The 24,482-nt window shown below is 34.1% G+C and carries 24 protein-coding genes; 6 read left to right on the forward strand and 18 right to left on the reverse strand.

All coding sequences use genetic code 11. From position 1 onward, the window contains the following. Positions 1–549 (reverse strand): NUDIX hydrolase, encoded by a 549-nt coding sequence (locus tag C8C76_RS05535; protein ID WP_166637085.1) that lies wholly within the window; start codon positions 547–549, stop codon positions 1–3. 97 nt (positions 550–646) lie between these two features. Between C8C76_RS05535 and tsaA the strand changes: the two genes are divergently transcribed. Beyond that, positions 647–1,123 carry a tRNA (N6-threonylcarbamoyladenosine(37)-N6)-methyltransferase TrmO gene (gene tsaA / locus C8C76_RS05540; RefSeq protein WP_208108949.1) on the forward strand — a complete coding sequence of 159 codons (477 nt, stop codon included), beginning with the start codon at positions 647–649 and terminating at the stop codon, positions 1,121–1,123. A gap of 148 nt (positions 1,124–1,271) precedes the next feature. On the opposite strand, the gene ltrA is transcribed toward tsaA, so the two are convergent. The 12 genes from ltrA to C8C76_RS05600 form a co-directional block, all read right to left on the reverse strand. Further along, complete coding sequence (gene ltrA, locus C8C76_RS05545; protein WP_108139442.1) at positions 1,272–2,687, reverse strand: group II intron reverse transcriptase/maturase; 1,416 nt, start codon at positions 2,685–2,687, stop codon at positions 1,272–1,274. Between the two features lie 483 nt (positions 2,688–3,170). Then, positions 3,171–3,407: a hypothetical protein gene (locus C8C76_RS05550; RefSeq protein WP_108139444.1), complete on the reverse strand. Its 237-nt coding sequence runs from the start codon at positions 3,405–3,407 to the stop codon at positions 3,171–3,173. 4 nt (positions 3,408–3,411) lie between these two features. After that, positions 3,412–3,711 carry a hypothetical protein gene (locus C8C76_RS05555; protein ID WP_108139446.1) on the reverse strand — a complete coding sequence of 100 codons (300 nt, stop codon included), beginning with the start codon at positions 3,709–3,711 and terminating at the stop codon, positions 3,412–3,414. A 167-nt stretch (positions 3,712–3,878) separates the two neighbouring features. Then, a complete protein-coding gene (locus C8C76_RS05560) occupies positions 3,879–4,364 on the reverse strand; it encodes a carboxymuconolactone decarboxylase family protein (RefSeq protein WP_108139448.1) in 486 nt (161 codons plus the stop codon). A gap of 47 nt (positions 4,365–4,411) precedes the next feature. Beyond that, positions 4,412–5,326 (reverse strand): SMR family transporter, encoded by a 915-nt coding sequence (locus tag C8C76_RS05565; protein ID WP_108139450.1) that lies wholly within the window; start codon positions 5,324–5,326, stop codon positions 4,412–4,414. A 91-nt stretch (positions 5,327–5,417) separates the two neighbouring features. Further along, entirely contained in the window at positions 5,418–6,860 is a 1,443-nt protein-coding gene (locus tag C8C76_RS05570; RefSeq protein ID WP_108139452.1) for a cryptochrome/photolyase family protein, read from the reverse strand. A gap of 69 nt (positions 6,861–6,929) precedes the next feature. Next, positions 6,930–7,430 carry a nitroreductase family protein gene (locus tag C8C76_RS05575; RefSeq protein ID WP_108139454.1) on the reverse strand — a complete coding sequence of 167 codons (501 nt, stop codon included), beginning with the start codon at positions 7,428–7,430 and terminating at the stop codon, positions 6,930–6,932. Positions 7,431–7,452: 22 nt separating this feature from the next. Continuing rightward, positions 7,453–8,004 carry an RNA 2'-phosphotransferase gene (locus C8C76_RS05580; protein WP_108139456.1) on the reverse strand — a complete coding sequence of 184 codons (552 nt, stop codon included), beginning with the start codon at positions 8,002–8,004 and terminating at the stop codon, positions 7,453–7,455. A 34-nt stretch (positions 8,005–8,038) separates the two neighbouring features. Next, the gene (locus C8C76_RS05585) at positions 8,039–8,563 is read right to left on the reverse strand and encodes a GNAT family N-acetyltransferase (RefSeq protein WP_108139458.1); all 525 of its coding nucleotides are present in this window, start codon (positions 8,561–8,563) and stop codon (positions 8,039–8,041) included. A 65-nt stretch (positions 8,564–8,628) separates the two neighbouring features. Next, positions 8,629–11,097, reverse strand: coding sequence for a restriction endonuclease-like protein (locus C8C76_RS05590; RefSeq protein ID WP_108139460.1), 2,469 nt, complete (start codon positions 11,095–11,097; stop codon positions 8,629–8,631). Positions 11,098–11,118: 21 nt separating this feature from the next. Further along, a complete protein-coding gene (locus tag C8C76_RS05595) occupies positions 11,119–11,586 on the reverse strand; it encodes a UPF0158 family protein (RefSeq protein ID WP_108139462.1) in 468 nt (155 codons plus the stop codon). Positions 11,587–11,709: 123 nt separating this feature from the next. After that, positions 11,710–12,360, reverse strand: coding sequence for an IS1096 element passenger TnpR family protein (locus C8C76_RS05600; RefSeq protein ID WP_089722857.1), 651 nt, complete (start codon positions 12,358–12,360; stop codon positions 11,710–11,712). 247 nt (positions 12,361–12,607) lie between these two features. Between C8C76_RS05600 and C8C76_RS05605 the strand changes: the two genes are divergently transcribed. After that, entirely contained in the window at positions 12,608–14,104 is a 1,497-nt protein-coding gene (locus C8C76_RS05605; RefSeq protein ID WP_108139464.1) for an SWIM zinc finger family protein, read from the forward strand. A 129-nt stretch (positions 14,105–14,233) separates the two neighbouring features. Here the strand turns inward: C8C76_RS05605 and C8C76_RS05610 are convergent, their stop codons facing one another. The 3 genes from C8C76_RS05610 to C8C76_RS05620 form a co-directional block, all read right to left on the reverse strand. Then, a complete protein-coding gene (locus tag C8C76_RS05610; protein ID WP_073159538.1) occupies positions 14,234–15,118 on the reverse strand; it encodes a fructose bisphosphate aldolase in 885 nt (294 codons plus the stop codon). Positions 15,119–15,490: 372 nt separating this feature from the next. Next, positions 15,491–16,075, reverse strand: a complete 585-nt coding sequence (locus C8C76_RS05615) for an HD-GYP domain-containing protein (RefSeq protein ID WP_089716551.1) — start codon at positions 16,073–16,075, stop codon at positions 15,491–15,493. Then, positions 16,053–17,045 carry a GGDEF domain-containing protein gene (locus tag C8C76_RS05620; RefSeq protein WP_108139466.1) on the reverse strand — a complete coding sequence of 331 codons (993 nt, stop codon included), beginning with the start codon at positions 17,043–17,045 and terminating at the stop codon, positions 16,053–16,055. Before C8C76_RS05620 ends, C8C76_RS05615 begins: the two co-directional genes overlap by 23 nt. Positions 17,046–17,267: 222 nt before the next feature. Between C8C76_RS05620 and C8C76_RS05625 the strand changes: the two genes are divergently transcribed. Together C8C76_RS05625 and C8C76_RS05630 are read left to right on the forward strand one after the other, a co-directional pair. After that, positions 17,268–18,137 (forward strand): PQQ-dependent sugar dehydrogenase, encoded by an 870-nt coding sequence (locus C8C76_RS05625; RefSeq protein ID WP_256335477.1) that lies wholly within the window; start codon positions 17,268–17,270, stop codon positions 18,135–18,137. A gap of 141 nt (positions 18,138–18,278) precedes the next feature. Then, complete coding sequence (locus C8C76_RS05630) at positions 18,279–18,884, forward strand: hypothetical protein (RefSeq protein ID WP_108139468.1); 606 nt, start codon at positions 18,279–18,281, stop codon at positions 18,882–18,884. A 74-nt stretch (positions 18,885–18,958) separates the two neighbouring features. Here the strand turns inward: C8C76_RS05630 and C8C76_RS05635 are convergent, their stop codons facing one another. Further along, a complete protein-coding gene (locus C8C76_RS05635; RefSeq protein WP_108139470.1) occupies positions 18,959–20,653 on the reverse strand; it encodes an AAA family ATPase in 1,695 nt (564 codons plus the stop codon). Between the two features lie 153 nt (positions 20,654–20,806). Beyond that, positions 20,807–22,351, reverse strand: a complete 1,545-nt coding sequence (gene ppx / locus C8C76_RS05640) for an exopolyphosphatase (protein ID WP_108139472.1) — start codon at positions 22,349–22,351, stop codon at positions 20,807–20,809. 159 nt (positions 22,352–22,510) lie between these two features. On the opposite strand from ppx, the gene C8C76_RS05645 reads away from it, so the two are divergent. Next, positions 22,511–24,040, forward strand: coding sequence for a Ppx/GppA phosphatase family protein (locus tag C8C76_RS05645; protein WP_108139474.1), 1,530 nt, complete (start codon positions 22,511–22,513; stop codon positions 24,038–24,040). Positions 24,041–24,054: 14 nt separating this feature from the next. Next, a complete protein-coding gene (locus C8C76_RS05650; protein ID WP_108139476.1) occupies positions 24,055–24,423 on the forward strand; it encodes a hypothetical protein in 369 nt (122 codons plus the stop codon). Positions 24,424–24,482 lie beyond the last annotated feature (59 nt).

The following is a 24,482-nucleotide window of genomic DNA, read 5'->3' on the forward strand; positions in this document are numbered from 1 at the left end:
TCATCTCCTTAATTCTTCAGTTTTTCTGAGCATTCTTAATACAGATTCTTCCCTGACATAATTAGCAACTCGATTTAGATCAATCCACTTTAAATTTTTAGATTCGCTGCTTTTTTCTAATTCTTCCTCAGCATCTGCTTTTAGTAATAATCTTAGATCATAGTGAAAATGTTCAGCCTCATTTTTTGCAGCAGGTATTTTGTGAACATCAAGATCAAATATTTTCTGATCGACCAGTGAAAGAGAATTTAAACCTGACTCTTCTGCAGCTTCTCTTAAAGCTGCTGCTTGAATTAATTCTCTTTTTTCTAAATGTCCACCGAGCTGAATCCATTTTTCCAGTTTCTGGTGATGGTGGAGTAAAACTTTATCTCCCTGCTGATTGATTATCCAGGCAGAAGCTGTTAAATGTCCTTTTGGATTAGTTCTCAAATAATTATCTTTATTATTGATTAAAAAATTTATAATCTGACTTTTATATCTTTTCTCTGCCTGACTGGCCGGCTTATATTTTCTAATTTCCTCTAATATCTTTTGAAAATATTTCAAGTAATGACTCTCCTTTTTGACTTTAAAGCATTTTAATAATATACTTGCTTGTAGTATTATTCTAAAAAATTTTGGATAAATAAGAAAGGATGTAATTATGGAATTGAAATCTATAGGTACCATTCATACCCCATATAAAAACAATGATGCACCATTTCAGCCTCCCCAAAATACTGAGGGAAAAGAATTTTTTATAGAATTAGATGAAAAGTATTTAGAAGGTCTTAAAGATCTCGAAACCCTTAAATACATTTATCTGCTCTACTATCTTGATCAGAGTCAGGAGCAAACTGATTTAACTGTAAAAACTCCCTGGTCAAACAAAGAAATCGGGCTCTTTGCCACCAGATCACCCAACAGAATCAATTCTATCGGCCTCAGTGTAGTAGAGCTGCTTAAAATTGAAGCCAACAGAATCTATATCTCCAGCCTTGATGCTTTTGACGGCACTCCTCTTTTAGACATTAAACCATATATGAAAGATTTAGATACTAAAGCTGATGCAAATCACGGCTGGCTGGAAGAGGAAGATTTTAAACATCTTCAGCTGCATATAGATGGAGAAGCCCACTAATCTTCCTTTTAAAAATTATTGATTTCTATTATATATAATTCTTGATTAATTTAAATTTCCCTGTAAAAATCGAGTAGGAGGGAAATAATTAATTTATTTCCCGTCCTCTCACACCACCACAGCATACCGTTCGGTACTGGGCGGTTCATTAAGAATTAATTACTTGTGCATATCTTTCTGTAAAACTAAAGTATCCAAATTTCTTTAATAACTGATTGGTAAAGGTTCTTGTTAGTATTGGGCTATTGGATATTCTCCAGTAGCCTTTTCTTGTGTTAGCATATTCCCATGCTTTAGGCTCTTTAATGCCCAGTTTTCTGAGCATCTTAAAGCGAGTTTTGATTCTCTTCCATCGTTTCCAGTAGCACATTCTTATTCTTCGTCTTGCCCACTGGTCAAGCTCTCTCATCTTGCTTTTCATATCAGCTATTTTATAATAACTGACCCAACCCGTGATTGTCTGTTTTAGTTTCTTAAAGCGATATTTCATTGTCCAGGCTTTACTTCTTGATGTGAGCTCTCTTATTTTTGCCTTAATTTTCTTAATTGATTTCGGATGGACTCTAACCCTTACTTCACCATTCATTTGATAAAATGAAAACCCCAAGAATTTTCTTCTCCAGGGTCTGCCAACTGCACTTTTTGTTGTATTAACTTTGAGTTTCAGTTTCTTTTCAATAAATACAGTTATGCTTTTCATAACTCTTTTAGCCGCTTTCCTGCTTTTAACATAGATCTGACTATCATCAGCATAGCGACAGAATTTATGATTGCGTTTCTCCAGTTCTTTATCCAGTTCATCCAGCATAATGTTACTAAGCAATGGACTTAAAGGTCCGCCCTGTGGGCATCCTTCATCTGTTTTCTTAATTAAACCATCAATCATTACTCCTGAGTTAAGATAAGTTCTTATTAATTTCAACACCCTTTTATCCTGCACTTTCCGGGCTACTAAAGACATCAGTTTATCATGTTGAACAGTATCAAAATACTTTTCAAGGTCAATGTCGACCACCCATGTATAACCATCATTAATATATTCTTTAGCTTTATTTACTGCCTGATGTGTATTCCTTCCAGGTCTGAATCCATAGCTGTATTCTGAAAATCCTGGGTCAAATATTGGTGTCAGCTGTTGTGTAATTGCCTGCTGTATCATTCTATCTGTTACTGTTGGGATACCAAGTAGCCTTACTCCACCACCAGGCTTAGGTATTTCTACTCTTCTTACTGCCTGTGGTTTGTAGTTACCTTCCAGTACATCTTTCAAAAGTTGGTTACCATTTCTTTTAAGGTGGGGTAGAAGTTCATCTACACTCATCCCGTCAATTCCATGGCTACCTTTGTTCTTTACGACTCTTTTATGTGCTCTATTTAGATTAGGAGCCGCTAGAATTTTCTCCATTAGATTACTGGAGTCTGCCTTTTCACCGTTTCTTACATTCGGCAACGCCGCAGAAACACTCTGCACTCTCTCATTACTTCCAGCTTCCAGCCTTCTCTCCTGAGAGCAGCCTTCATATGAAGTTGTCTGCTTTCTATGTGTTTCCGTCGAGTTGTTCAAATCTAAGAAACCTCCTAATGTTTCATCCTTCAATTGATGTATATATCACCAATCTACTATGACTTCTGCTGCATTCTGACAGTTCAGCTCTTACATTACTGCAGAGTTTATTGCTCAGAAATTCATCACCACAATTTACTGTCAGACCTTCCCTGGTTAAGAATATTTACTTTCACTTCATATATCTGCTGTATTTACACTTCCTGTCTCGAATAGTTTTGGGCTTTGATTTGAATTGCAACCTCACCCACAAGAATATGCCTTCTATACAGTTCGTATTCCTCAGACCGAAGCTTTGCCTCCAACTTCCTTCAGATTCCACCTCGCGATGGACACCCTTGTCTTCAGCTAGTGGTTGGCACTATTAACCCCCACGTCAGACTTGCACTGATTAGCAAATATTCATGCCAGGCAAACAATATTAAGGCCGGGAAAATCCCCGGCCTGGTTTTAAAACTATTGAATTAAAAACTAATATTAGAATTATTTTCTAATTTTTGTGCCGCTGTAAGTAAAGGCATCACTATTCATCTCCAGGCGGTCATCTTTGATTTCTGCTATGATATTACCGCAATTTTCACAGACAAAGTTTTTCCCTTTAACTTTTCCATCATAAAGCCTTGTTATTTTTGATTTCCAGCAGCGGAGAACTCTGCCCTGGCCAATTTTTTTATATTTAAAAAGTTTGGTTTTGCATTTAGCACATTTGATTGTCAGCATAATATCAATCCTCTGATTGAGTTAGATAATAGTTTTTGCGGGCAAAATAAATTAAAGTCATCCAGATTCCAAAAGGCACTAAAGTTAAAGCAACTAAGAGGACAGTTACCCAGATATTTGTTTCCATCTGCCTGGAATAGTAGATCAGTGCAGTGACATATAAAAGTACAGAAATTGTGCCGATGAGATATAAATTACTATTTGCACTAATTATTATGTTAGAAATGATCAAAATAAGTATTGAGGCTAAATATAGTTTGCCAGCTTTGTTTGAAATAAAAGCGTTGAATATTGATTTAAGCATTATCCCGCTCCCTTCTGTTTATATCTATTAATTTAATTATAGCACAAACAACTTTATTTTAATAATTAAGCTCCAGTCCCACTCCAACTTCCTTAAGATCGACTACTATTTACGCAGATAATATTTTTCACCATTATATTCTGAAACTATAATTTTATGATCAAAAATCAATTCAGACCCAGCAGACCAAAACTAAATTTATAAAGAAAATAATCAAAACTATTTCCTGACAGATTTCCGAAGTTAATCATTCTGACCGCCAGGTTTATAGCTGCAAATTGATCTGCTCCATATTCAGATTTAACTCTATCTATCATTTCCTGGTCTGGCTGACCCTTATTTTCTGTCCAGTGCTGAGCATAAACCAGGGCTAAAATCTGATCTTCCGGACAGTCATTCAGCTCACCTGAAAGCAGAGAATCTAGTTCGCTTTGACTGATGCCAGCCTTTAATGCTAATTTTGAATGATAATAGGAGCAGTAGCGGCAGCCGTTGACTTCAGTCACCGCCATCATCAACCTCTGCCTGAATTCAGCATCAATTAGCTCTCCTGCTTCTAATTTTTTAATCCGATCTCTATTTTTTATAATAAATTTAAATTCCTCAACAAATTCTCTGAAACTATTAAAAGTTCTCTTTTTAAATTTATCCATATTTACTCCTTCAATTTAGAAATTATCTTATTTTGATTCAGTTTAATTTAGATATTAATTAAGATTAGTGCCACCACTGTCATTACAATCGAAGCCCACTCTTTAGTCTTTAATTTTTCCCCAAAAAAGAGGTAACCGGCTGCCGTGATTAAGACGATGCTTCCGGCACTGAAAATAGGAAAGACGACTGCTGTTTTAAGATAATTTAAGGCACTGATCAAAAAGAAGGAAGAAAATAAATTGGGAATCCCGACTGCAAATCCGGTCAGCAGTTCAGACTTTTTGGGCAGGCGGCCAACCTTCTTCACACTGTAGAAAAAGCTGATCAAAAAGGCAGAAAAGAAAACCCAGAATAAAAATAAGACCTTGTAGTCGACCAGGGCATATTTTTGAAAAATCTTATTGCTGAACTCTGCAATTCCCCCATAGATAAAGAGAAAAATCAAATTCAGTCTCAGCGCCTGCCTCCAGTTTTTATTAAAGGGAAAATTGACCAGAACAATTGAAGTAATGGCCAGCAGAATTCCAAGCCACTGCAGGTCCTCCGGGTACTCCTGCCAGATAATTATTGCAAAGAGCATCGGAATTAAAATTCCCAGTTTGCCGAAGGTTCCAGCCAGGCTGGCTCCATTTTCGCGCACACTCTTTTGATAGTAGATAAAAGATGTAAAGAAAAAGATTCCGGCAATCAAACCAACCACTGTTGCCCACTGCTGGCTGGACTGAGCAGAAAATATTCCCTGTCCCTTAAAGATTACCCGGCTGAAATTGGCACTGAAGTCACTCTGATTAAAGTCGAAAAACTTAATTCCCTGATTAAAAATTAAAACCAGAGAAACTGCAGCCGCCGTAAAATAATTGGCTGAGGTGATTATGTATCTGTTTAGATTATTGGATTCACTGAATTTAAAAATTAAGGCTATTGAAGAACTACATAAGACGGCTAAAAGTAAATAGATCAATTATACACACTCCTAAAAATTTTTCTATTTTTATCATTTATAAATTTAATAAATTTGCTGCTGGCTCTCTTAATTAAAATCATGAGAAAAACTATTTTAAAGCTGTCAGATATTCTGCAGCCGTTTCTCTGTGCTTCTGCAGTTTATCGGCATCCATTCTGTCTAAAATTGAAAGCATCAATGACATCCGCGGATTATCTGCAAATTTATCCCTGTTTTTATCCAGAAAGCGCCAGTAAAGCCCAGCCCAGATCTCCGCCCACTTGCCGGTTTTGTAGTGACTCATTTTTTGAATATAATTGCTGGATGAAATATAGGGTTTGGTCATCATCTCGGGATACGAATACTGACTCATACCGTAGATGTTGGCAGACATAACCCATTCATAGGCATCGATAAACATTTCCATAAACCACTTAAAAACCTGATGCTGATCCAGTTCAGAAAGCAGAAAGAAATTCCCGAGCACCATTAAGCGCTCAATGTGATGGGTATAGGCATAATCCACTGCTTTTTTAATTGAATCATCCAGGACTTCAATTCCTGATTCAGCCTGATAAAACTGCTCCGGAAAATCACGCCGGTGCTTAAAAAAGTCACTTTTTTCCATAGCTTCCGACTCTAAATCATAAAGTGCTCTCACATATTCCCGCCAGCCGATTATCTGCCTGATAAACCCTTCCACTGAGGCAAGCTCTATTTCGCTATTTTGATAGTATTCGAGTACAGCCTCTATAACTTCCTTAGGATTTAAAAGTCCGATATTTAAACTCGCTGAAATCAAAGAATGAAAACCAACTACAATATCTTTTTCAAAGGCATCCTGATACTTACCAAAGTGCTTTAATTTATTCTGAATAAAATCAGCTAAAAGTTCCTCTGCCCCTTTTCTGCTCACCGGATAATAGAAATTCTTAAGGTCTCCCGGGTTATCGCCAAAATTTTGCTCAACATATTTTTTAGCTGCCTTAAGCTCGCTGTTATAAAATTCAGGCAGGGCAGGAATCTCAATCTCCTGAGGAAACTTCTTTCTGTTTTTAGAATCATAGCTCCATTTGCCGCCCTCCGGTTTTCCACTGGAATCGAGCAGGATCTTAAGTCTCTTCCGCTGCATCTGATAGTACTGGTGCTGGAAAAAATCATGGTCCTTAAAAAATTCAGCATTCTGCTCTCTGGAAGTCAAAAAGTTGGGGCTTTCCAAAACTTTGAGCTCAATTCCTGCGGCAGCTGTAATCTCTTTAATTCTACTTTTCAGCCCTTTATTGACTGGATCAAAGACTGTCAGACTCTCAAACTCAGTTATAATTTCTTTAAGGTCAGCTTTGTATTCAAAATAGCTGAGTTCAGCTTTACTTTCCTCTTTCAGCTCCTGATAAAAGTTCTGCATTGACGCCCGGTGGAGCAGCAGCTTTTTCTGGTTGTAGTTGTATTTTGTAAAATACTCTTCTGCCTCATAGAGAATAATATTTTCTAGCTGCATAGTTTTAATCTGACTGAAAAGCTGATTTGGTAAAAGTAATAAATTTTTTGGCATTTTATCATTTCCTCTCTACTTCTCTAAAACCAAAGGAAATCTAAAGCATAAATTTTGAGGTCATTCTCACTACCATTTATCAAAATGTACTTTAGCTTCTATATACCTATCTGAAGCTTCTTTCTCTTCTGCTGGATAACCGAGGGCGATTAGAGAAAGAGTTTTTACTTTTTCAGGAAGTTCTAAGATAGAATTTACCTCTTTGATAATTCTCTCTTTAGGATGAACACCAAGCCAGACAGCTCCTAAACCTAAATAAACTGCTTCTGTCAAAATATTTTCAGCTGCAGCAGCACAGTCCTGGACCCAGAAACCTTCATAAAGCTCTTCTTCTAAATTTGCACAGACTGCTATGGCAGTATCTGCTTCTCTAAGGGCCTCCGCATAACCATGAATATCAGCAATACTGTTTAGTATTTCTTTATCTCTAATAATTATAAAATGGCTTATACGCTGATTTCCACAGGAAGGTGCTGCAAAGCCAGCTTTAACAATCTTTTTTATTTTTTCAGCTTCAACTTTCTCAGATGTATATTTTCTAATACTTCTTCTTTCAAAAATCTCTTTCATTGATTATCATAACTCCTATCTTTTAATTATTCTTTGATAATGATAGATAATCTGTAGATAGCTGATCTGTTAGAAAAATATCTTCTGCTGTTTTATAAAAGTTCTGTCCTTCGCGAAAAGCTTTCAAAGCTTCTATTTTAAAGATCACTGGTTGTTTTGTTCTCCTTAAGGCAACCTTTTTTGCCTCTTTAATTCCAACACTTAAGTGAACATAATTTCTGCCCATCGGCTTCAGCCCGGCGGTCAGTATCTTATCTTTGACCTCAGGAGTTGTTCCGTGGTAGAGAATCTCCGGTGGTTTAACTGCCTGATAGTCAGGATTGACTCCCTCAATACTGTGGCCGTAGTTGGCTCTGATTCTTTTTCTATCCTCTAAAAAGCTGAAGCGGCCTTTGGAATCATTTTTGACCAGCTGAATTAAATCAGCTTTTGTGAGATCTTTAAACTTTCCTTTTAGTGCCTGCAGAAGCTGATCAGTTTTAACTGAAGCATCTGGATTGAGTTTTAAGTCAAAGTCTTCTGGATGGTGGCGCAAGATATAAGAGACGGTTTTTGAAAGTTTAGTTTTATTCATTTAAAAACACCCGAATTCAAATTTTTATTCTGAACTAATTATGCAGCGGCAATCTCATTAAAATATCAGTCTGTTCATCTTCTCCAAGTTTGAAAATATGGGAGTCAAATTTTTCAAAACCCTGCTTCTCATAAAATCCTATCGCTTTCTCATTTTCCTCCCAGACTCCAAGCCAGAGATAGTCTAGACTGTTAGTTTCAGCAGTCTCTTGAGCTCTATCCATCAGCAGCTGGCCGATATGCTGTCCCTGATACTTTTGCAGCACATAAATCCTCTGAATCTCAAGAGTGTTTTCATAGCCGGATTCTGTCTGAGCCTGATCGAAATTAACTTTCATATAGGCAGCTGTTTCTCCTTCAACCTGAACTAAATAATATTTTGAATAATTATCTTTTATTTCAGATTCTAATTTTTGCAGGGAGAAATTATTTTTTAAATAATTTTCCATATCCTCTTCTGTATTTTGGTTAGAAAAAGTCTGGTAAAATGTCTTTTCACAGATATTCTTGAGCTCTTTTAAATCATCTATACTTACTTCTTTAATTTTCAAATTGTTCATAAGCCAACTATTACCTCCCCAAAATTTAAAATAGATTATTAAAGTAAAGTCAAATATTTCAGCTCTTAACTATTTTCTTCTGCCTCAAAAAGTCCCATAATCTTATTTAAAACAGCTCTTGGATTCTGCAGAAACTCTGATTGAAAGAATTCAAACTGCTCATCTTTCATTTCAGCTATCAGTTTATTACTTTTAAACTTAATCTCAACTTCTCCTACCTTAAAACCTGCAATTTCTTGATTCTGATCAAGATTATTGTTTTCTAAATTTAGCCTAATCTCTTTTTTGAGCCGCTTTAACTCCAGCCAGAGCCGCCACTCTTTTAAGGAGCGGATGCTCAATTCAGGCAGGGTATCAGCTTTTTTGAGCAGCATCAGGTTGGAATAAATGTGACTGCCGCTGACTCCATAGCCCTCTGCATTAATTTTTTTGCCGAGCTGCTGCCAGCTTTCAACTTCAAAGAGCAGATAGTTCCGATCAGTTTTTCTGCTGCTGGAGGGAAAATCAATCTCTTCTCTTTTGACAATTTTTCTGTTCTTAATTCTGCCGTAATAGCGGACTCCACTCTCTTTACCAAACTTTCTTTTACTCTGAAAGATTGCTATGTATTCTAAATTGTAATTTAAAACTGACTGCTGCAGTGGTAGATAATATAAATTATTGTCCAGCAGATACTGCAGCTGCTTTTTACTGCCCAGTGATCCTAAGAGCAGGTCAATCTTAAATTCTACCTCAGGTCTAAATTCATCTGCTGCAGCCGGCAGCAGATTGCGCTTAAAGTTGCTCTGAGCTGATTCGTCAATAATATTCTCTAAAAAATCGGCCAGCAGTTCTGTACTGCCGGGTAAAAAGGGAAAGGCTCCAATATTAACCCGGTCGATGCTCTGGTAGAATTTATGTTCTTTAAATTTTTCCTGATCATGGTAGGGAAAGAGTACATATGCTCCAACCATGGTTCGCCGGTAATCTTCTCCCATCTCTGCGGCCACTGCATCCCGGTAGCGGTGCATGGTATTGATATCTGATTCTTCCGGGCCAGGAATATGATCATATCTCTCTCCATATCTGGTGCCCTCTTCTGCATTATTGAGCCTGTATTTAGCATCAAAGATAAATTTATACTGATGCTCAGAATCATTTTTGCTTAAGGATAAAATATTATCCGGCTTCTGATTGGTGGTAATCCCATCTCCACTGGATGTATTGTAACTTAAGGTAAATTTCTCGCCAGTAATTGGGTTCTGATATTCGACCTCTGCTGAGGCTCCCTGTGAGAGGGTGACATTGATCCCGCTGTAATCCAAGTCAATGATATTATTTTTGACCAGCTTATATTTATCCTGGAGCAGGCTGTTTAACTTAAGAAAGGTCCAGTATTCATAGAGCTGCCAGAGCTCCTTAATTGAAAGCCTGAAGATATCTCCGTTGAGAGAAAGCCCCTTTAAAAGCATCAGATAATATTTATATAATTCCTTGTAGCCGGGCGCCATCTGCAGCACCAAAGAAATCGAATCAATCTTCTGCAGCTCACCCACCTCAGCCAAGAATGAATGCTTGAGTTTTAATTTAAGCTTTCTGATCATCTTATCGATTTCAGCAATCAAATCCTGATCCGGATTAAGCTTGGAACTGCGGTAATTTACTTTAAAATGTTTAAGCCTTTTGATCAGCTCTGAGAAACTCCATTTGATAAACTTATTTTCAAAATTATCATAGCTCAGCTTTTTCTCAACTGCCAGCATCTTTTCCGGCAGCTTGAGCTCCTGGTCATAATGGCGGCTGTTTTTATTCAACCACTTGAGGCTTTGTCGACCCACTTTTTTGACTCTCGCGGCAGGCCTAACATTACGCTTTCGAATAATCCTGTGGTGTGGTGACTCTTCTACTCTTTTAAGTGCTTTAAATAAATCTTCAAAAATATTTTCAATAATTACAAAAAATTCAGCTTCGGTGATATTCTGCTTTTCGGAAATTTTCATCTGCTGGTAGGTCTTTCTCAAAAAATCATAAGCCAAATTATATACTTCCTTATTGACTTCCTCTAAAAGCTGATTGTAGTCCTTTTGGTAGTCAATTTTACTCGGAAAAACTTCCAGTTTGAAAGTTAAAACCACCTGAGAGTTACTGCGAATTTCAAACTCAGAATAACCGATATCACTGCCGAAGTTGATGCTGCCGTAAAGCACATTGGGATTATCATTAGGATGTGACAGAGATTCTCTGATCTCGCGATTGGGATGGTAGATCTCAATCGGCATTTCGGCTTCCAGATAAAAATCATAGTTTTGATATTCAAAAAAGAGGGGATAGCTTTTAATAGAATTATAAGGGCTCAACTTGAGCTGATCTATTTCTGGATCGTGATATTTAAAATCAAAGTTCTCTTTTAAAGTTGAGCTGAAGCTGCAGACAGCCTGAGCTTTATTTGCCTCCGGAAATTCTTTTTCGTGATCAGGATGCAGAGGTTTACCCTTGATGTTTAAAGAAAGTTTATCATTTTTAACTGTGATCAAATCTATCTTTTTAGCAGCCATTTTATCACCTTAATATCATAATTAATTTTCTCGAAACTCAATATTATTTTCTTCACACCACTCAATTGCTATATCCTTATATCTCTGATCTTTATAATCATACCACTGATCTTCTATATCATACTGATAAATCTTATCTTTAAACATTCTAAAGGCACCATTTCCTCGAATAGCATAAAGAAGTTCCTCTCTTAGTTCTTCATCTTCGATTGAATAGCAAAAATCTTCCATAATACTATAGTCATCAATTTCATAGTCATCCGGAAGTCTTATATAGTCATCAGTTGAGATAATATCAACTGCAGCCTTAATATTCTCCCGCTGCCATTCTGGAAATTTATCAAGGTCAGGATCTTCCTCTCCAGCTCTTAATTCATCATCCATTATCATGAAAACTTCACCAGTTTTTTTATAATAAAAATAATTGCTCTCTCTGGTTCTAAGTTCTAAAGCTTCTAATACATCCTCTAAATCAACTTTAAGTTTCATTTTTTAACACCTCTATTCTTGAAAATAATCAAAATGATTTTCCATGTTATAGCTGTTATATTTTTTGAAGATTTCTCTAGCTATCTTTTTTAACTCCTTTGCAAAATCCTTGAGAAATAATATTTAACTTCCAGAATAAGCACAGACTCCAACTCGGGGAGAATTAACAACCGGCAGTAGATTATCAGTTCCTCTCATACAGTCATTTTCTTCATGTTTATCAAGACAGTCACTGCAGTACCAACCACCATTATAACAACTTGAACAGACAAATTCAGCAAGATTATCACAGTGACTGCACTTAATCTCAGGCTGGTGATTCCTTGCCAGAACACTGATCTTTTCTTCTCTTTCCTCTGCTTTAAATACATTAACTACATTCAAATCCAATTTAGTATAAGAACCAAAATCATAGATATATGAAAATTTAGTTTTTTCTCTTAAAACATCTTTGATTTTATGATTCATATTAAGTCCACTGAATGTAAAGTGCTGCTCATTAATTTCAAATTCACTCAGATGATTACAGCATTCGAGCCAGATATCACGCAAAAACTTGTCAAAATCACTTAACTTAGCGTCTGCTTTAACCTGCAGCTGCAGCCAGTAGTCTGACCAATTTGTACCCTTGACATAAATATGATAATATTTGATTTCCTGAGACTGACCTTCTTCAATTATCTTTTCATAATTCTTATTTAGACATAATTTTAAGTGTCTGGACATTCCTGATTGAGTATATTCATTTGCACAAATTTTGCATTTGCCTTTCATAAAAATTAACCCTCCAAATTATTTTTTTGATATATTAAAAATAACGTTCAAGCTCAGACTTTATCTCTTGCTGATCAACTTTAAGTATCGACAGTATTCCTTTTTCTGCCAGAGATATTCAATCTCTTTAATACCTAACTCAATTATATATTATCAACAACTTAAATGAAAGTTAAACAGACTGATAAGCAAAATATAACTTGCTGATATAAATCTAATTTTATATAATATAACAGAGGTGATTTATATGAGTCTTTCGATAGAAGATTTAGAAAAAATGGCAGCAGAGCAGTCTTTTCAAAAAGGAATAAACTATTACCAAATGAATCTAGTTAATAATCCACTTATTGACGGAAACACTATTAAAGCTGAAGTATCAGGAAGCAGTTTTTCTTTATATGATGTTGAAATTAATATTGATGATCCTTCCAGTAATCACTGCAGCTGTCCTTATGATTGGGGTGGAATTTGCAAGCACCTGGTTGCCCTTGGGTTATACTGGTGCAATGATAAAGAAGCTTTCCGGAAAGTTAAAAAAGAAAAAGCCAAATTAAAAAATGAACTGGATCAGCTTTTTAAGTCTTTAACTAGAGAAGAGCTAACAGAACTGCTTGGTGAATTTGTTTATGAAAATGATAATTCTAAATCTAAAGTTTTAAATTTTATTCAGGATAAGGGTAAAATGAGTAATGAATTATACCTTGAAAAGCTTAAAAGTTTAAAAAACCAGGCATTTGCTATTCTAATGGAGTTCAATCAATATGGTGGAGGTCCTATCAACGAAGAAAATAATTTTTTTGAGTTTATTAATGAAATGGAGAAATTAATTAACAAATTAGATATCCCTTCTTCTTTACGACATGAAATTATCAATGAATTTATGGGAGAATATTTAATAGGTAATTCTGGCTTAGATGACCCGACCCTTGATATTGTATATAGTACAGCCCGGAACAAAGATGACTGGGAATTAATAATTCAGCATCTAAAAAAATCTGGTAGTAGATATGATCAGGAATTAATAATGAAAATATATTTGAATAAATTACATAATGAAGAAAAATATTTAAAACTCAGAAAAAAACAACTTAAATATGGAATGGATTATTATAAGTTAGCTTGCTATTATCAAGATATTGACCAGGAAGAAAAAGCAGTTCAAATTGCCTTAAAAGGTGAAAAAGAGGGAGAAGGACGCATTATAGATAATATTACTTTCCTGAAAAAATATTATCAGAAACAAAATAATTACCAGAAAACTCTGGAATATCTAATCAAAGAATATAAAGAGTCCCCCTCATTTGAAAAATATCTATCTGTTTTGGATAACTGCAAAAAAGATGATAAAAAACAGATAAAAAATGATTTAATAAGTTATTTAAAAGAAAGTAAATATTCCAGATATAATAATGAGCTTGCTTTAATATATGAATCTCAAAAAAATTACGAAGAAATACTAAAATTAGTAATGGCCAACAAAATATATCCTGATAATTTCAGTGAATTACTAATCAATAAATTCCCACACGAAATGATAGATTACTATAGTCAGAAAGTACAAGGTTATATAAATAACAAAAACCGTTCTAGTTACCAAAGCGGTGCCCAAATTGCTTTAATTATAAAAGAAATATATACAAAAATTCTAAAATCTTCATCAAAATGGGAAGATTATATCCAAAATATTCTTGAAAAATATCCTCGTCATCCAGCACTTCAAGAAGAATTTAAAAAAATTTTCTAAATTAGGAAAGAAACTTTCTAATAAAATAAATAGAATTGAAATATGAAGATTAGACAAATTTAAATCGCCGGTTTCCCGGCGTTATTTTTTATCAGCTTTATGTCGCAAACAAGCGTTTTTAAACTCCGCTTAAGTTATTGAAGCCTGATAGATTTTAGATACTGCATCTTTAAGCACCTGATTAAATTTTTCGTCTGACTGATCAACTTTCAGGTCCTGAAGTAGAGCTCTGGAAAAACTTGCAATCATATTATGATTTTTAGAAAGCTTATCTACAGCTTCCTTCTGACTATAACCACCAGATAAAGCTACCAACCTAACTACATTTGGATGTTCAATAATTTCCTTATAAAAATCTGGCTGACTTGGAATTGAAAGTTTGAATATATACTGCTCATAATCTAAGGTTTCAAGCAGCTTTAAGATTTCCTCTTTTAAAATTTTCTCAGATTCAAGCTTATCATCACTTTCTATATTTACTTCTGGTTCTAAAATTGGGATAAATCCGGCTTCATAGATCTTTTTACCATATTCAAACTGCTGTGCTGCAATTTCTTTAATTCCTTTGGGATTTGCACTATGAATCACAGATCTCATTTTAGTTCCAAAAATATTATGCTTCTTTGCTTCCTCGAGCAGATTATCCAGTTCAGTCATTGGCTTCATCAGCTGAACTCCATTTTCTTTTTCTTCTGTACCCTGATCAACTTTAAGTATCGGCAGTATTCCTTTTTCCTGCCAGAGATATTCAGCAGTATATTTGCCCTCCATTTTGTTATTCATGGTATGTTTGAATAAGATTGCCCCTAAAATATAATCTGAACTAAAAGAAGGACTTGTGATGACCCTGGTCCTCATTGCCTGAACAAGCTCAAACATTTCTGCTTTAGTTTCATATTCAGTCTCTTTAATACCATAATCTGCTAAAGCTCCTGGGGTACTACCACCGCTCTGATCCATTGCCGCAATAAAACCTCTGCCATTTTTCATTAAATCAATTTGCTTTTTGTCCATTATTTTCTCCTCCATTTATTTTAGTTGGTTTGGTCCCAAAAAGCCTAAATAAATAACTTTAATTAAAAAATAATTAAAGTTTTGAACCAGAAAAGCTATATTATAAAGAATCTTTGCATCTTCTAAAAGCTTTTGGGGTTTAGATTTAGTTTCATCCTTTCTCTGATTTCTTAACTTAATTATATCAAATAAATCCTTTCATAAAAAGGACTAAGGTGGATTAATTAAATTAATATTATTTTTTGCTTATCAGGGTCAACTTTCAATTAGTAAAAATATCGGCTGTTAGTTTATCAATAACAAAAAAACAGCTGCATCTAAAAATAGAAACTGTCTTAAGTTTATATCTTTTTCTATTTTTTTTTAATAGAATCAGTTGAAATTTAAATCAATAAATATTTTCACTAAAAGTGGATCAAATTGAATACCAGAACTTACCGTTAGCTCTTCAATAATTTCTTGATCACTCATTGCTGGTTTGTAATTTCGTCCATATTTCATTACATCATAGGCATCAACTACGGCAATTATCCTGGCTGCCAGAGGTATATCTTCTCCTTTTAAAGCCAGAGGATAACCACTCCCATCCCACCATTCATGATGAGTTAATATTCCTTCTGCTACATCGACCATATCTAAAGAAGTATAGGCAATCTGAAAACCTGTCACCGGATGTTCTTTAATCTGCTGCCACTCACTTTCATTTAAAGGACCATCATTAACCAGAATATCATTCGAAATAATTATTTTTCCCAGGTCATGAAGCTCAGCCAGCAGCATTAGATCCCCCAGCTTGTCATTTTCAAGCTCTAGTTCTTCCCCCAGTAACAAAGCTGGTGCTTTTAAACGCTGACTGTGCAAATATGTATTATAATCAGCCTCCTTAATCATCTTTTTCAAAAGACTAGAATAACTGTAATCAAATTTTAAATTTTTAGCATAACTCAAATTTTCCATTCGACTTTTCCATCCTCCTGTCTTTAATAAAATTACTCCCCGGCATTTCTTTTACTTTTTTCTTTAATTCTGCAGCTCGGTCGCTAATTTCTAGATGATTTTTTAACTTTCTATCACTATTCGAAACTATTGCAATTGAAATTGAAGTCAGAGGAGTATTAACTATCTGATGCTGCCGATCAAGACAAACTATATAACCCCTTAGTAAATCTTTGTTTTTAAAAAAATTACGAATCCCCCTGTCAAATTCTTCTATAATCACTTCTGCCAGGTATTGATCATCTTCGGCAGCAGTGATAATTACAAAATCATCTCCGCCAATATGGCCAACAAATGTGTTTGTCACCATTTTTTGAGCACAATTATTAAGCACTTCTGCTGTGTAATTAATTACCTGATCACCTTTACGATAACCATAGCTGTCATTATAGGCTTTAAAATTATCAAGATCCAGATAAAGAACAGAAAATTTTTCTTCTCTTCTAATTCTTTCTTTAATTTCGGATTCAATGCTTAAATTGCCAGGTAATCCAGTTAAGGGGTTGGCATTTTTAGCAGTTTCTATCTTTAATTCTGACACTTCTATTAACAGATCTTTGATCGATAAAATGCCGTAATATTTATCATTTTTAGTAATTATTATTGAATCATATATCTTTTCCTGTGGACGTTTCATCGCTATTTTTGAAACTTTTAAAATAGACTCTTCAAAATCTATAATTAGCGGCTCTGAATCCATTACTGCCTCCACATTTTTCTGCATATAAAGGTTATAACCAAATCTGCTGCCCAGACGATAAAAAAGCTTATCCCGCATAACTAGACCGGCTGTCTGCTCTTCTTTGAGTACAACTATACTCTGAATATTATTGCGGTTAAAAATATCGACCAATGTTTTTGTCTTAGTAGAAACCGGCACTGTTACTACTCTATTCTCACTACAAATATCTCCTATTTTTATTGATTTCATTAATATCACCTACTTTTTTTCTTATTAATTAAATCATATCACCTTATTATTACGATAGTGTAAATTAGAAATTAACAGTCTGTAAATAATTTTCTGAAAATGTTAAACGGTTTTTAGAAATTAGCTCCTATAAATAGTACAATTAAGACAGAAAAAATTTGATTTTTAATTCCTAAATCTGGAGGTAATAGATATGAAAAAGAAAATTATTTAGAATTAGATATTGATTCTCGAGGAGAAGGTGGCTTAATGGGAATGGTCCATCATCCAGATTTTCCAGAAACACCATATATTTATCTGATGTATACCTACACCAGCAGTAACGGCCAGTTATATAACAGAGTTTCTAGATTTACCGATCAGGGGAACCAGGCAGTTGAAGAAGAAATTATCATTGATCAAATTCCTGCCGGGAACAACCATAATGGAGGACGCATTGCCTTTGGACCGGATGGAATGCTCTATATTACAACTGGAGAAACTTTTACCCGAAAAATTGCACAGGATTTAGACAATCTGGGAGGAAAAATTCTACGCCTTACACCTGAGGGAAATATTCCTGATGATAATCCATTTGGAAACTCGCCTGTTTACAGTTTAGGTCACCGCAATCCACAGGGAATTGCCTGGCATCCAGAAACAGGAGATCTCTTTATTTCTGACCACGGTCCTTCCGGTGAAGATGGCCTAAGAGCAAAAGATAGAATTAAAGTTGTTGAAGCAGGGAGTAATTTCGGCTGGCCTGATAAAATTGGTTATTTTGAAGATGGAGAATATGCAAATCCACTCATTATGTGGGAAAATGCTGTTCCTCCTTCTGGAATGAGCTTTTATCAGGGTAATTTATATGTGGGAACCCTGCGCAGCGAATCGCTGGTCAGAATTGGTCTTAATAGAAACAGCGATGAATATAATGTGGAAAGTATTGAACATCTCTTCAATGACGGCAGTGGTAATGCAGCTTATGGTCGGATTAGAAAAGCAGTTGTGGGCCCTGATGGTTATCTTTACTTTTTAACCAATAATCGTGATGGCCGAGGCAGACCGCGCGAGAATGATGATCAGATTTTGAGATTCAAGCTAGAAGAATAACTACAAATTACAATTAGATGTAAATTTTAATGACAGCTAAAGAGATATTGCTTAGAGAGTTGGGAATTTTATCTCTGTATTAGATATGATAAAATATAAGTATAAAGTCAAAAACTAATTATTATAAGGAGTGAACAAACAATGGATTCCCAACTCAAAAAAGCAGTGATTAATCACCAGCAGGAAAAGATCAAAGAATATCTCAAAAAGTTAGAAACTGACAACAGTTTTTCGCTGGCCTCATTAATTGAAGATTTACTATCATTAATGCTGATGGAATGCAGCCTGCGCTACGGATCTTTTCACTTTGTAAAAATGAGTCTTTTTCTGAGAGAACTTTCGCAAAAGAATTATTTTAGCAGAGAATCAGAACTGGAAATTGCAGGGGTTGTAGTGCTTGGATTATCTGAAAGACATTTTATTAATCTAGAAGCAGACAGCAGTGGCTATAAAGAAAAAACTCAAATCGCAGAAAGTTATCAGCAGTTTAAAGATAATTTTTCTCCAGCAAATTATAAGGATAAGCTAGATTTTCTTTTTTATAACTTGGATCAGAATTATAAGGAAACTGTCAATTATCTCCACCGCTTATTTGCCGAATATTATAACCCCAGTTGGAATCCACATTACTATACCGGTCTCTACTGTGCACTGGGACTTTATAAATCAGAAAAAATCAACGATAATAAAGTTAAAAAAATGGCCGTGATTCAGGCCGTTGAATATTTTGCGGATAATGTACTTTAATATCTAAAAAGCCTTCTTTGAAGTTATTTAACATAAATTAATGTGTTAAAATAACTAAAAGAAGGCTTAATTTTTTATTTAATTTCTTCTACCGCAGCTGCATCTGTACCGGCAAAGACCAGTGCCCATTTCTTTAAATCTTTTCTATTTTTAAACTCAGCTGCTCTGCCGTAACGCTCCAGCTGTGCAGAAGCTTCTTTGAGTTTTTGCTCAACTAAAGCTTCTCCTTTTTCTTTATAATCAGCAGCTTTAATATATTTAAGCTCTATTAAAGCATCATAATTACCTTTTTCCTTATTTCTTCTCAGTAAAGCTAAATCCAGATATCCTTCTGCTACCTCATACTCACTTTTAACTATCGAAAGCTGGGTTAGATTAAGATAGGAAAAAATTAAAACTTTAATATATTTCTCATCAAATTTAATATAGTCCCTGTTAGAAAGTGCAGCCAGAGTGGCTTCAACTTTCTCAATAAACGGATTAATCTCTCCATTTTTTAGAATTTCTACCACTGACGCTTCAATCTCCAGGGAATCAAATGAAGTTTCTTCGCTGATTATAGAATTAAAATAATCAAAATAGATCTCTTTAACCGCATAATTGGGAACTCTAAAATAAATAAATCCATCCTCTTCTCGATCAATGGTTAAAAACCCTAGATAAAACAATAAAGATAAAAAATCCTTTTTGGTAAATCTCCGCTGCAGGTTAAATTCCACTGTTACCTTTCCCCTCTGATCATTTCCGGCCAGAATATCTTCTAAGATTTCATAATTTTGTTTTTTATCTTTAAGACTGAAAAGATTCTGCAGTTTGGAATAATCACTCGAAATATTGCTGTCAATCAAATCTGAAGGCTCAGTATTATCAATTAGATATTCGCTGACATAATATAAAAGCATATCTGTATTAAAAACCCGTTCACTAGCCCGGGGAGTAAATAAATAGCCGTCATAGTATTCCTTTAACTTCTCCAGCATTGAATCAAGATCATAATCAGGCAGAGTCTGTTTAATCAAATAGCGAGCTTCTTTTTCAGTAAAGCCCATCATTGTATTTAAATTGCTGTCCATAGTCTTATTTTTAGCTATGTTAAAACCGCTGGTCATACTGTCTAAGGTAATTGGACTGACACCGGTAACAAAAAGACGATCAATTATTGAACCTGTTTTCTTTTTAATGACCTCAAAAAATTTACGTAAAAATCCCTGTTTGCTAACTGTATCTTCAAATCTATCTATTGAGGTAAAACTTAAAATTTCATTGGCAAAATGATCGTACTCATCTATTAAAAGATATATTTTATTGTCAATTTCATATTGTACTGCTTCTAAAAAACTTGATAGGGTAGCTATTGCACTCCCCGGTGCCTCTCGATATTCAACTTCAATTTGATATTTATTAATAAAAGTACTGATTGCTTCCAGAATTAAATGGTTAAAGTTATCATATATCTTTTCTGGCTCTGAAGTTTCAACCCCAGAAAAATCAAATTTAAGTATATAATAATTATTGGCAAGCTCAGTTTTGTTCTGGCCAATATATAAGTCTCCAAAAAGCTCAGCAAAATTTTCTTTTTCCTGAATATCATAATAGTGCTCTAAGGTTGATAGAAAAAGTGTCTTTCCAAATCTCCTCGGCCTTAAAAAAAATATATATGGCTCACCATAACTCTCTAATGTTTCAATGTGTTTTGTTTTATCAATATAGATATAATTATCTTTTTGTAGACGAGAAAAACTACTGACTCCATATGGTATTCTGGACATTTTGAGCAGCCTCCTTTTTCTTTATACTTAATTTTATTATATATCAGCAGCTGCTAAAATGAAAGTTAAAGAAACAGCTCATTAGTTATTTGCGTCTCTAACTCATTTTTCGCAAACACCCTTTTTGTGGACACATCATTTATAAATAGTTTTTTACACATCTAACAATTTAAATTTCAGCTCTTTACCAAATAAAGATTCAAAGCCATCTGCAGCCTCCCTCGCATCTTCAATTTCCAGGCGCAAATCATAGCTGGAATAAACTTTAAACAGAATATGATCCACTTTGCTTTCTACCTCGACCCGCTGCACCAGCCCTTTTCGATTAAGATCCAGACTCTCAGAAATTTCTAAAATAATACCACTTTTACGGATTAATTCTTTATCATTACCCTTGCGGCTAATAATATCTTTAAAACTTTTTCGGTTTAAGTTATATTTGTGCAGACTGTATTTGTTGTGGCGGTGAGAGGCGGAAATATAAGCTGCTAAAAGAAGCTCTCTATGTGTTAATCCATATAAATCTGCATTTAAAATCACATAAAAAGAATGTTCATGGTGATCATAGTAGTTTATATTAGTACCTACATCATGCAGTAAGGCTGCTGTTTTAATTATTCTGCTGATTCGATCTGGAAATTCATCAAAGGTGAAAGAAAACTCAGATTCTAATTGGTAAAAAATATTTTTATTAAGTTCATTTACCCTGGCAGCGTGCTTTTCATTTAAGTCAAAATTATGAAGCAAATTTTTAATTGAGTAGTCTAAAACATCAGCAACAGGTAACTTATCCTCAAGTAAAAAATCATATACCAGACCTTCTCTAATTCCTTTACCACTAATAATTAAATTCTCAATCCCTGTAAAATCCATCAAATAATTCACCAGCGCACTGGCTCCAATAAATATATCCGCTCTTTTACTGGAAAGACCTGATATTTCTTTTCTTTCTTCAATACTTTTTTTCGAGACTTTTTTATAGACTGAGTTAACATTTTCTGCATTAAGATTATAATAGTGCAGAATTTCTAAAGAATAATTATTTTTTCTCTGCCAGATCTTAGCTATATTTCTGATAGTACCACCAACACCTATTAGAGGAATGTTTTTTAGATTCTTCAGCCATTCAAGCTTAGAAAATTCCTGATGTAGATGTTTTTTAATATCTTTGTCTCTATTGTTTTCATCATAAAGCTCAAACTTCTCTGTGATAGTTAAAGCACCAAAAGGAAGGCTGACACTTTTCTTAACCATTCTATCTTCCATTAAAACAAGTTCTACACTACCACCACCAACATCCATTATCAATCCTGAGTCTAAATCAAAACTATTAACAACACCTTTGTAATCATAATAAGCTTCCTCTTTACCAGCAAGTACTCTTATTTCAAGTCCAGTCTGTTTATATACCCGATCTAAAAACTTCTGCTGGTTAACTGCTTCTCTCACAGCTGCCGTAGCTACTGCAATTATCTCATCAACTTCAACAGCATCACATAAATTTTTAAACAAAGTTAAAGTCTGCAGGGCTTTCTGAATTCTATCCTCTTTCAAATAAGAATTCTTATGCATTCCCTCTCCAAGACGCACTGTTTCTTTCAATTCATCTATTATTCGAAATGACTTATCCCCTCTATAGTCAACTAAAATCATCTTAATTGAGTTAGAGCCAATATCCATTATTGCTAATTTATTCATTTAGTTACCTCCAGCTTTATGATTTTAAACACCACTATGTAAATTTTAGATTAATTTTAGGTAAAATCTATGTCCTTTTTTTTTATCATATGCTAAAATTAAAGTATAGTAAAGCAGTTTTAAGAAAATTTACATAAATTTAAAATAGGGTGGTTAAGAATGTTTAATCGAGTTGCAACTATTTATATTGCTTCCAGTGACATTATTATGAAAATTGCTGAGAAAAAAGAAAAAGAAGTAATGATCTTAGAAGAGTTATTTTATCCAATAAATCTGGGCCATGATACATTTTCCAGTTCTGCTGTTACTTTTGAAAAAATAAAGAAATTAAATCAGGCTATTAATAATTTTAAAAAAATTGCCGGAGAATATCAGGTAGAAAAAATAAAGGTTTTTGCAACAGCTGCCTTAAGAGAAGCCCTTAATAAAGATTATATCATCTATCAAATTAAAAACAATAATAACCTAAATATAGAAATTTTTAGTAATGTTGAAGAACATCAGCTAATTTATCAGGGAATCAGAAATACAAACAAAATCCTCAAAGGTGATAACCTTTTTGCCTATATCGGAACCGGCAGCCTTGGTACTGCAGTCACTAATCAAAATTATATAGTTAAAAGTCAGAGCATTACTTTGGGTTCTCTAAAAATAAATGAGATCTTAAAAGGGCTCCAGCACAAAACTGATGAATTTCACATTGTAATCGATGGATATTTAAGTGGTTATATTTACAATCTTGATCTCTTTATCAAAAAACTTAATATAAATAACTTTTATGCTTCTGGAAAAGAAATAGAATTGATAGCAAAACTTGCTGGAATTACTAGAAAATCAAATAATTTTAATATTTCTAGAGCTTCTTTTTATCGGCTCTACAATGATGTAAAAAGTAAAACTCCCAAACAACTGCTGGAAAAATACGATCTGGATGAAGCTGCAGCTGAAACACTTCTGCCTTCAATGACAATTTATAAAAACCTGATGAATTTAACTCAGAGCAGCCAAATAATTGGCAGTACTGTAACTATAGAAACAGAAGTGATTAGAAATATGCTTTTTGATGGTCGGCACAGAGAATTAAAAAAACAGAGCTTTAAAAATATTATAGCTTCATCACGTTCAGTAGCTAAAAAATATAATTATAATCAGGAACATGCAGAAACTATAGAAAAAATAGCTTTAGATATCTTTGATGCTTTAAAAGAGCGTTTTCAGCTCTCAGAAAAAGAAAGAGTTCTGCTTCAGGCAGCTGTGATACTCCATGATATTGGTAAGTATATGAATCTAAAAAAACACTATGAACACTCCTATTATTTAATAAGGAATAGTGATATTGCAGACTTAAATTCTTATGATAAAAATATTATTGCTCATATATCCTTAAATCACAGTCAGAGTTCTACTACAAACCTCAAAATCAAGGATAATACCCTTAAAAATCACTCGGATAGAGTTCTAATTGCCAAATTAACTGCAATTTTAAAAATTGCAGATTCTCTCGATAAAAGCCACAAAGAGCCATTTTCTGAGCTTGAAATAAATCTTGAAGAAAATGAACTTGAATTAATAATTAATACAGAAAAAGATATCTTTTTGGAAAAATGGGCCTTCAGTAATAAATCAAGAATCTTCAAAGAGATATTTGGCATTGACGTTTCATTAAACAAAAAGAATACTTTACTTTAAGGAGCCGTGAAATAATGAATTTTGATGATCCACAATTTTATTTTAACAAACAGCTGAGCTGGTTAAAATTTAATATTAGAGTTTTAGAAGAGGCAAATTCTGATGAAGAGGAAACACCTCTTTTAGAAAAATTAAAATATCTAGCAATTACTGCTACAAATCTGGATGAGTTTTTTATGGTGAGAGTTTCCAGGATCAAAGATGATATTGAATCTGGTTTTAATGAGGCAGATAAATCCGGTTACAGACCAAAAGAATTATTTAATGAGATCTCTAAAACCATTCATAAAATCTATAATAACCAATATAAGTATTTTAACAAAACAATAAAAAAACTGGAAACTGAAGGTTGTATAATTAATGTTGTGAAGAAAAAAATGTAAATCTAAAAATATCTAAATAAAAAAAGGCATCTGCCTGGCTCCGTTGAATTAATTATTTG

This window comes from Halanaerobium saccharolyticum, from assembly GCF_003053565.1.
GTDB lineage: Bacteria > Bacillota > Halanaerobiia > Halanaerobiales > Halanaerobiaceae > Halanaerobium > Halanaerobium saccharolyticum_B.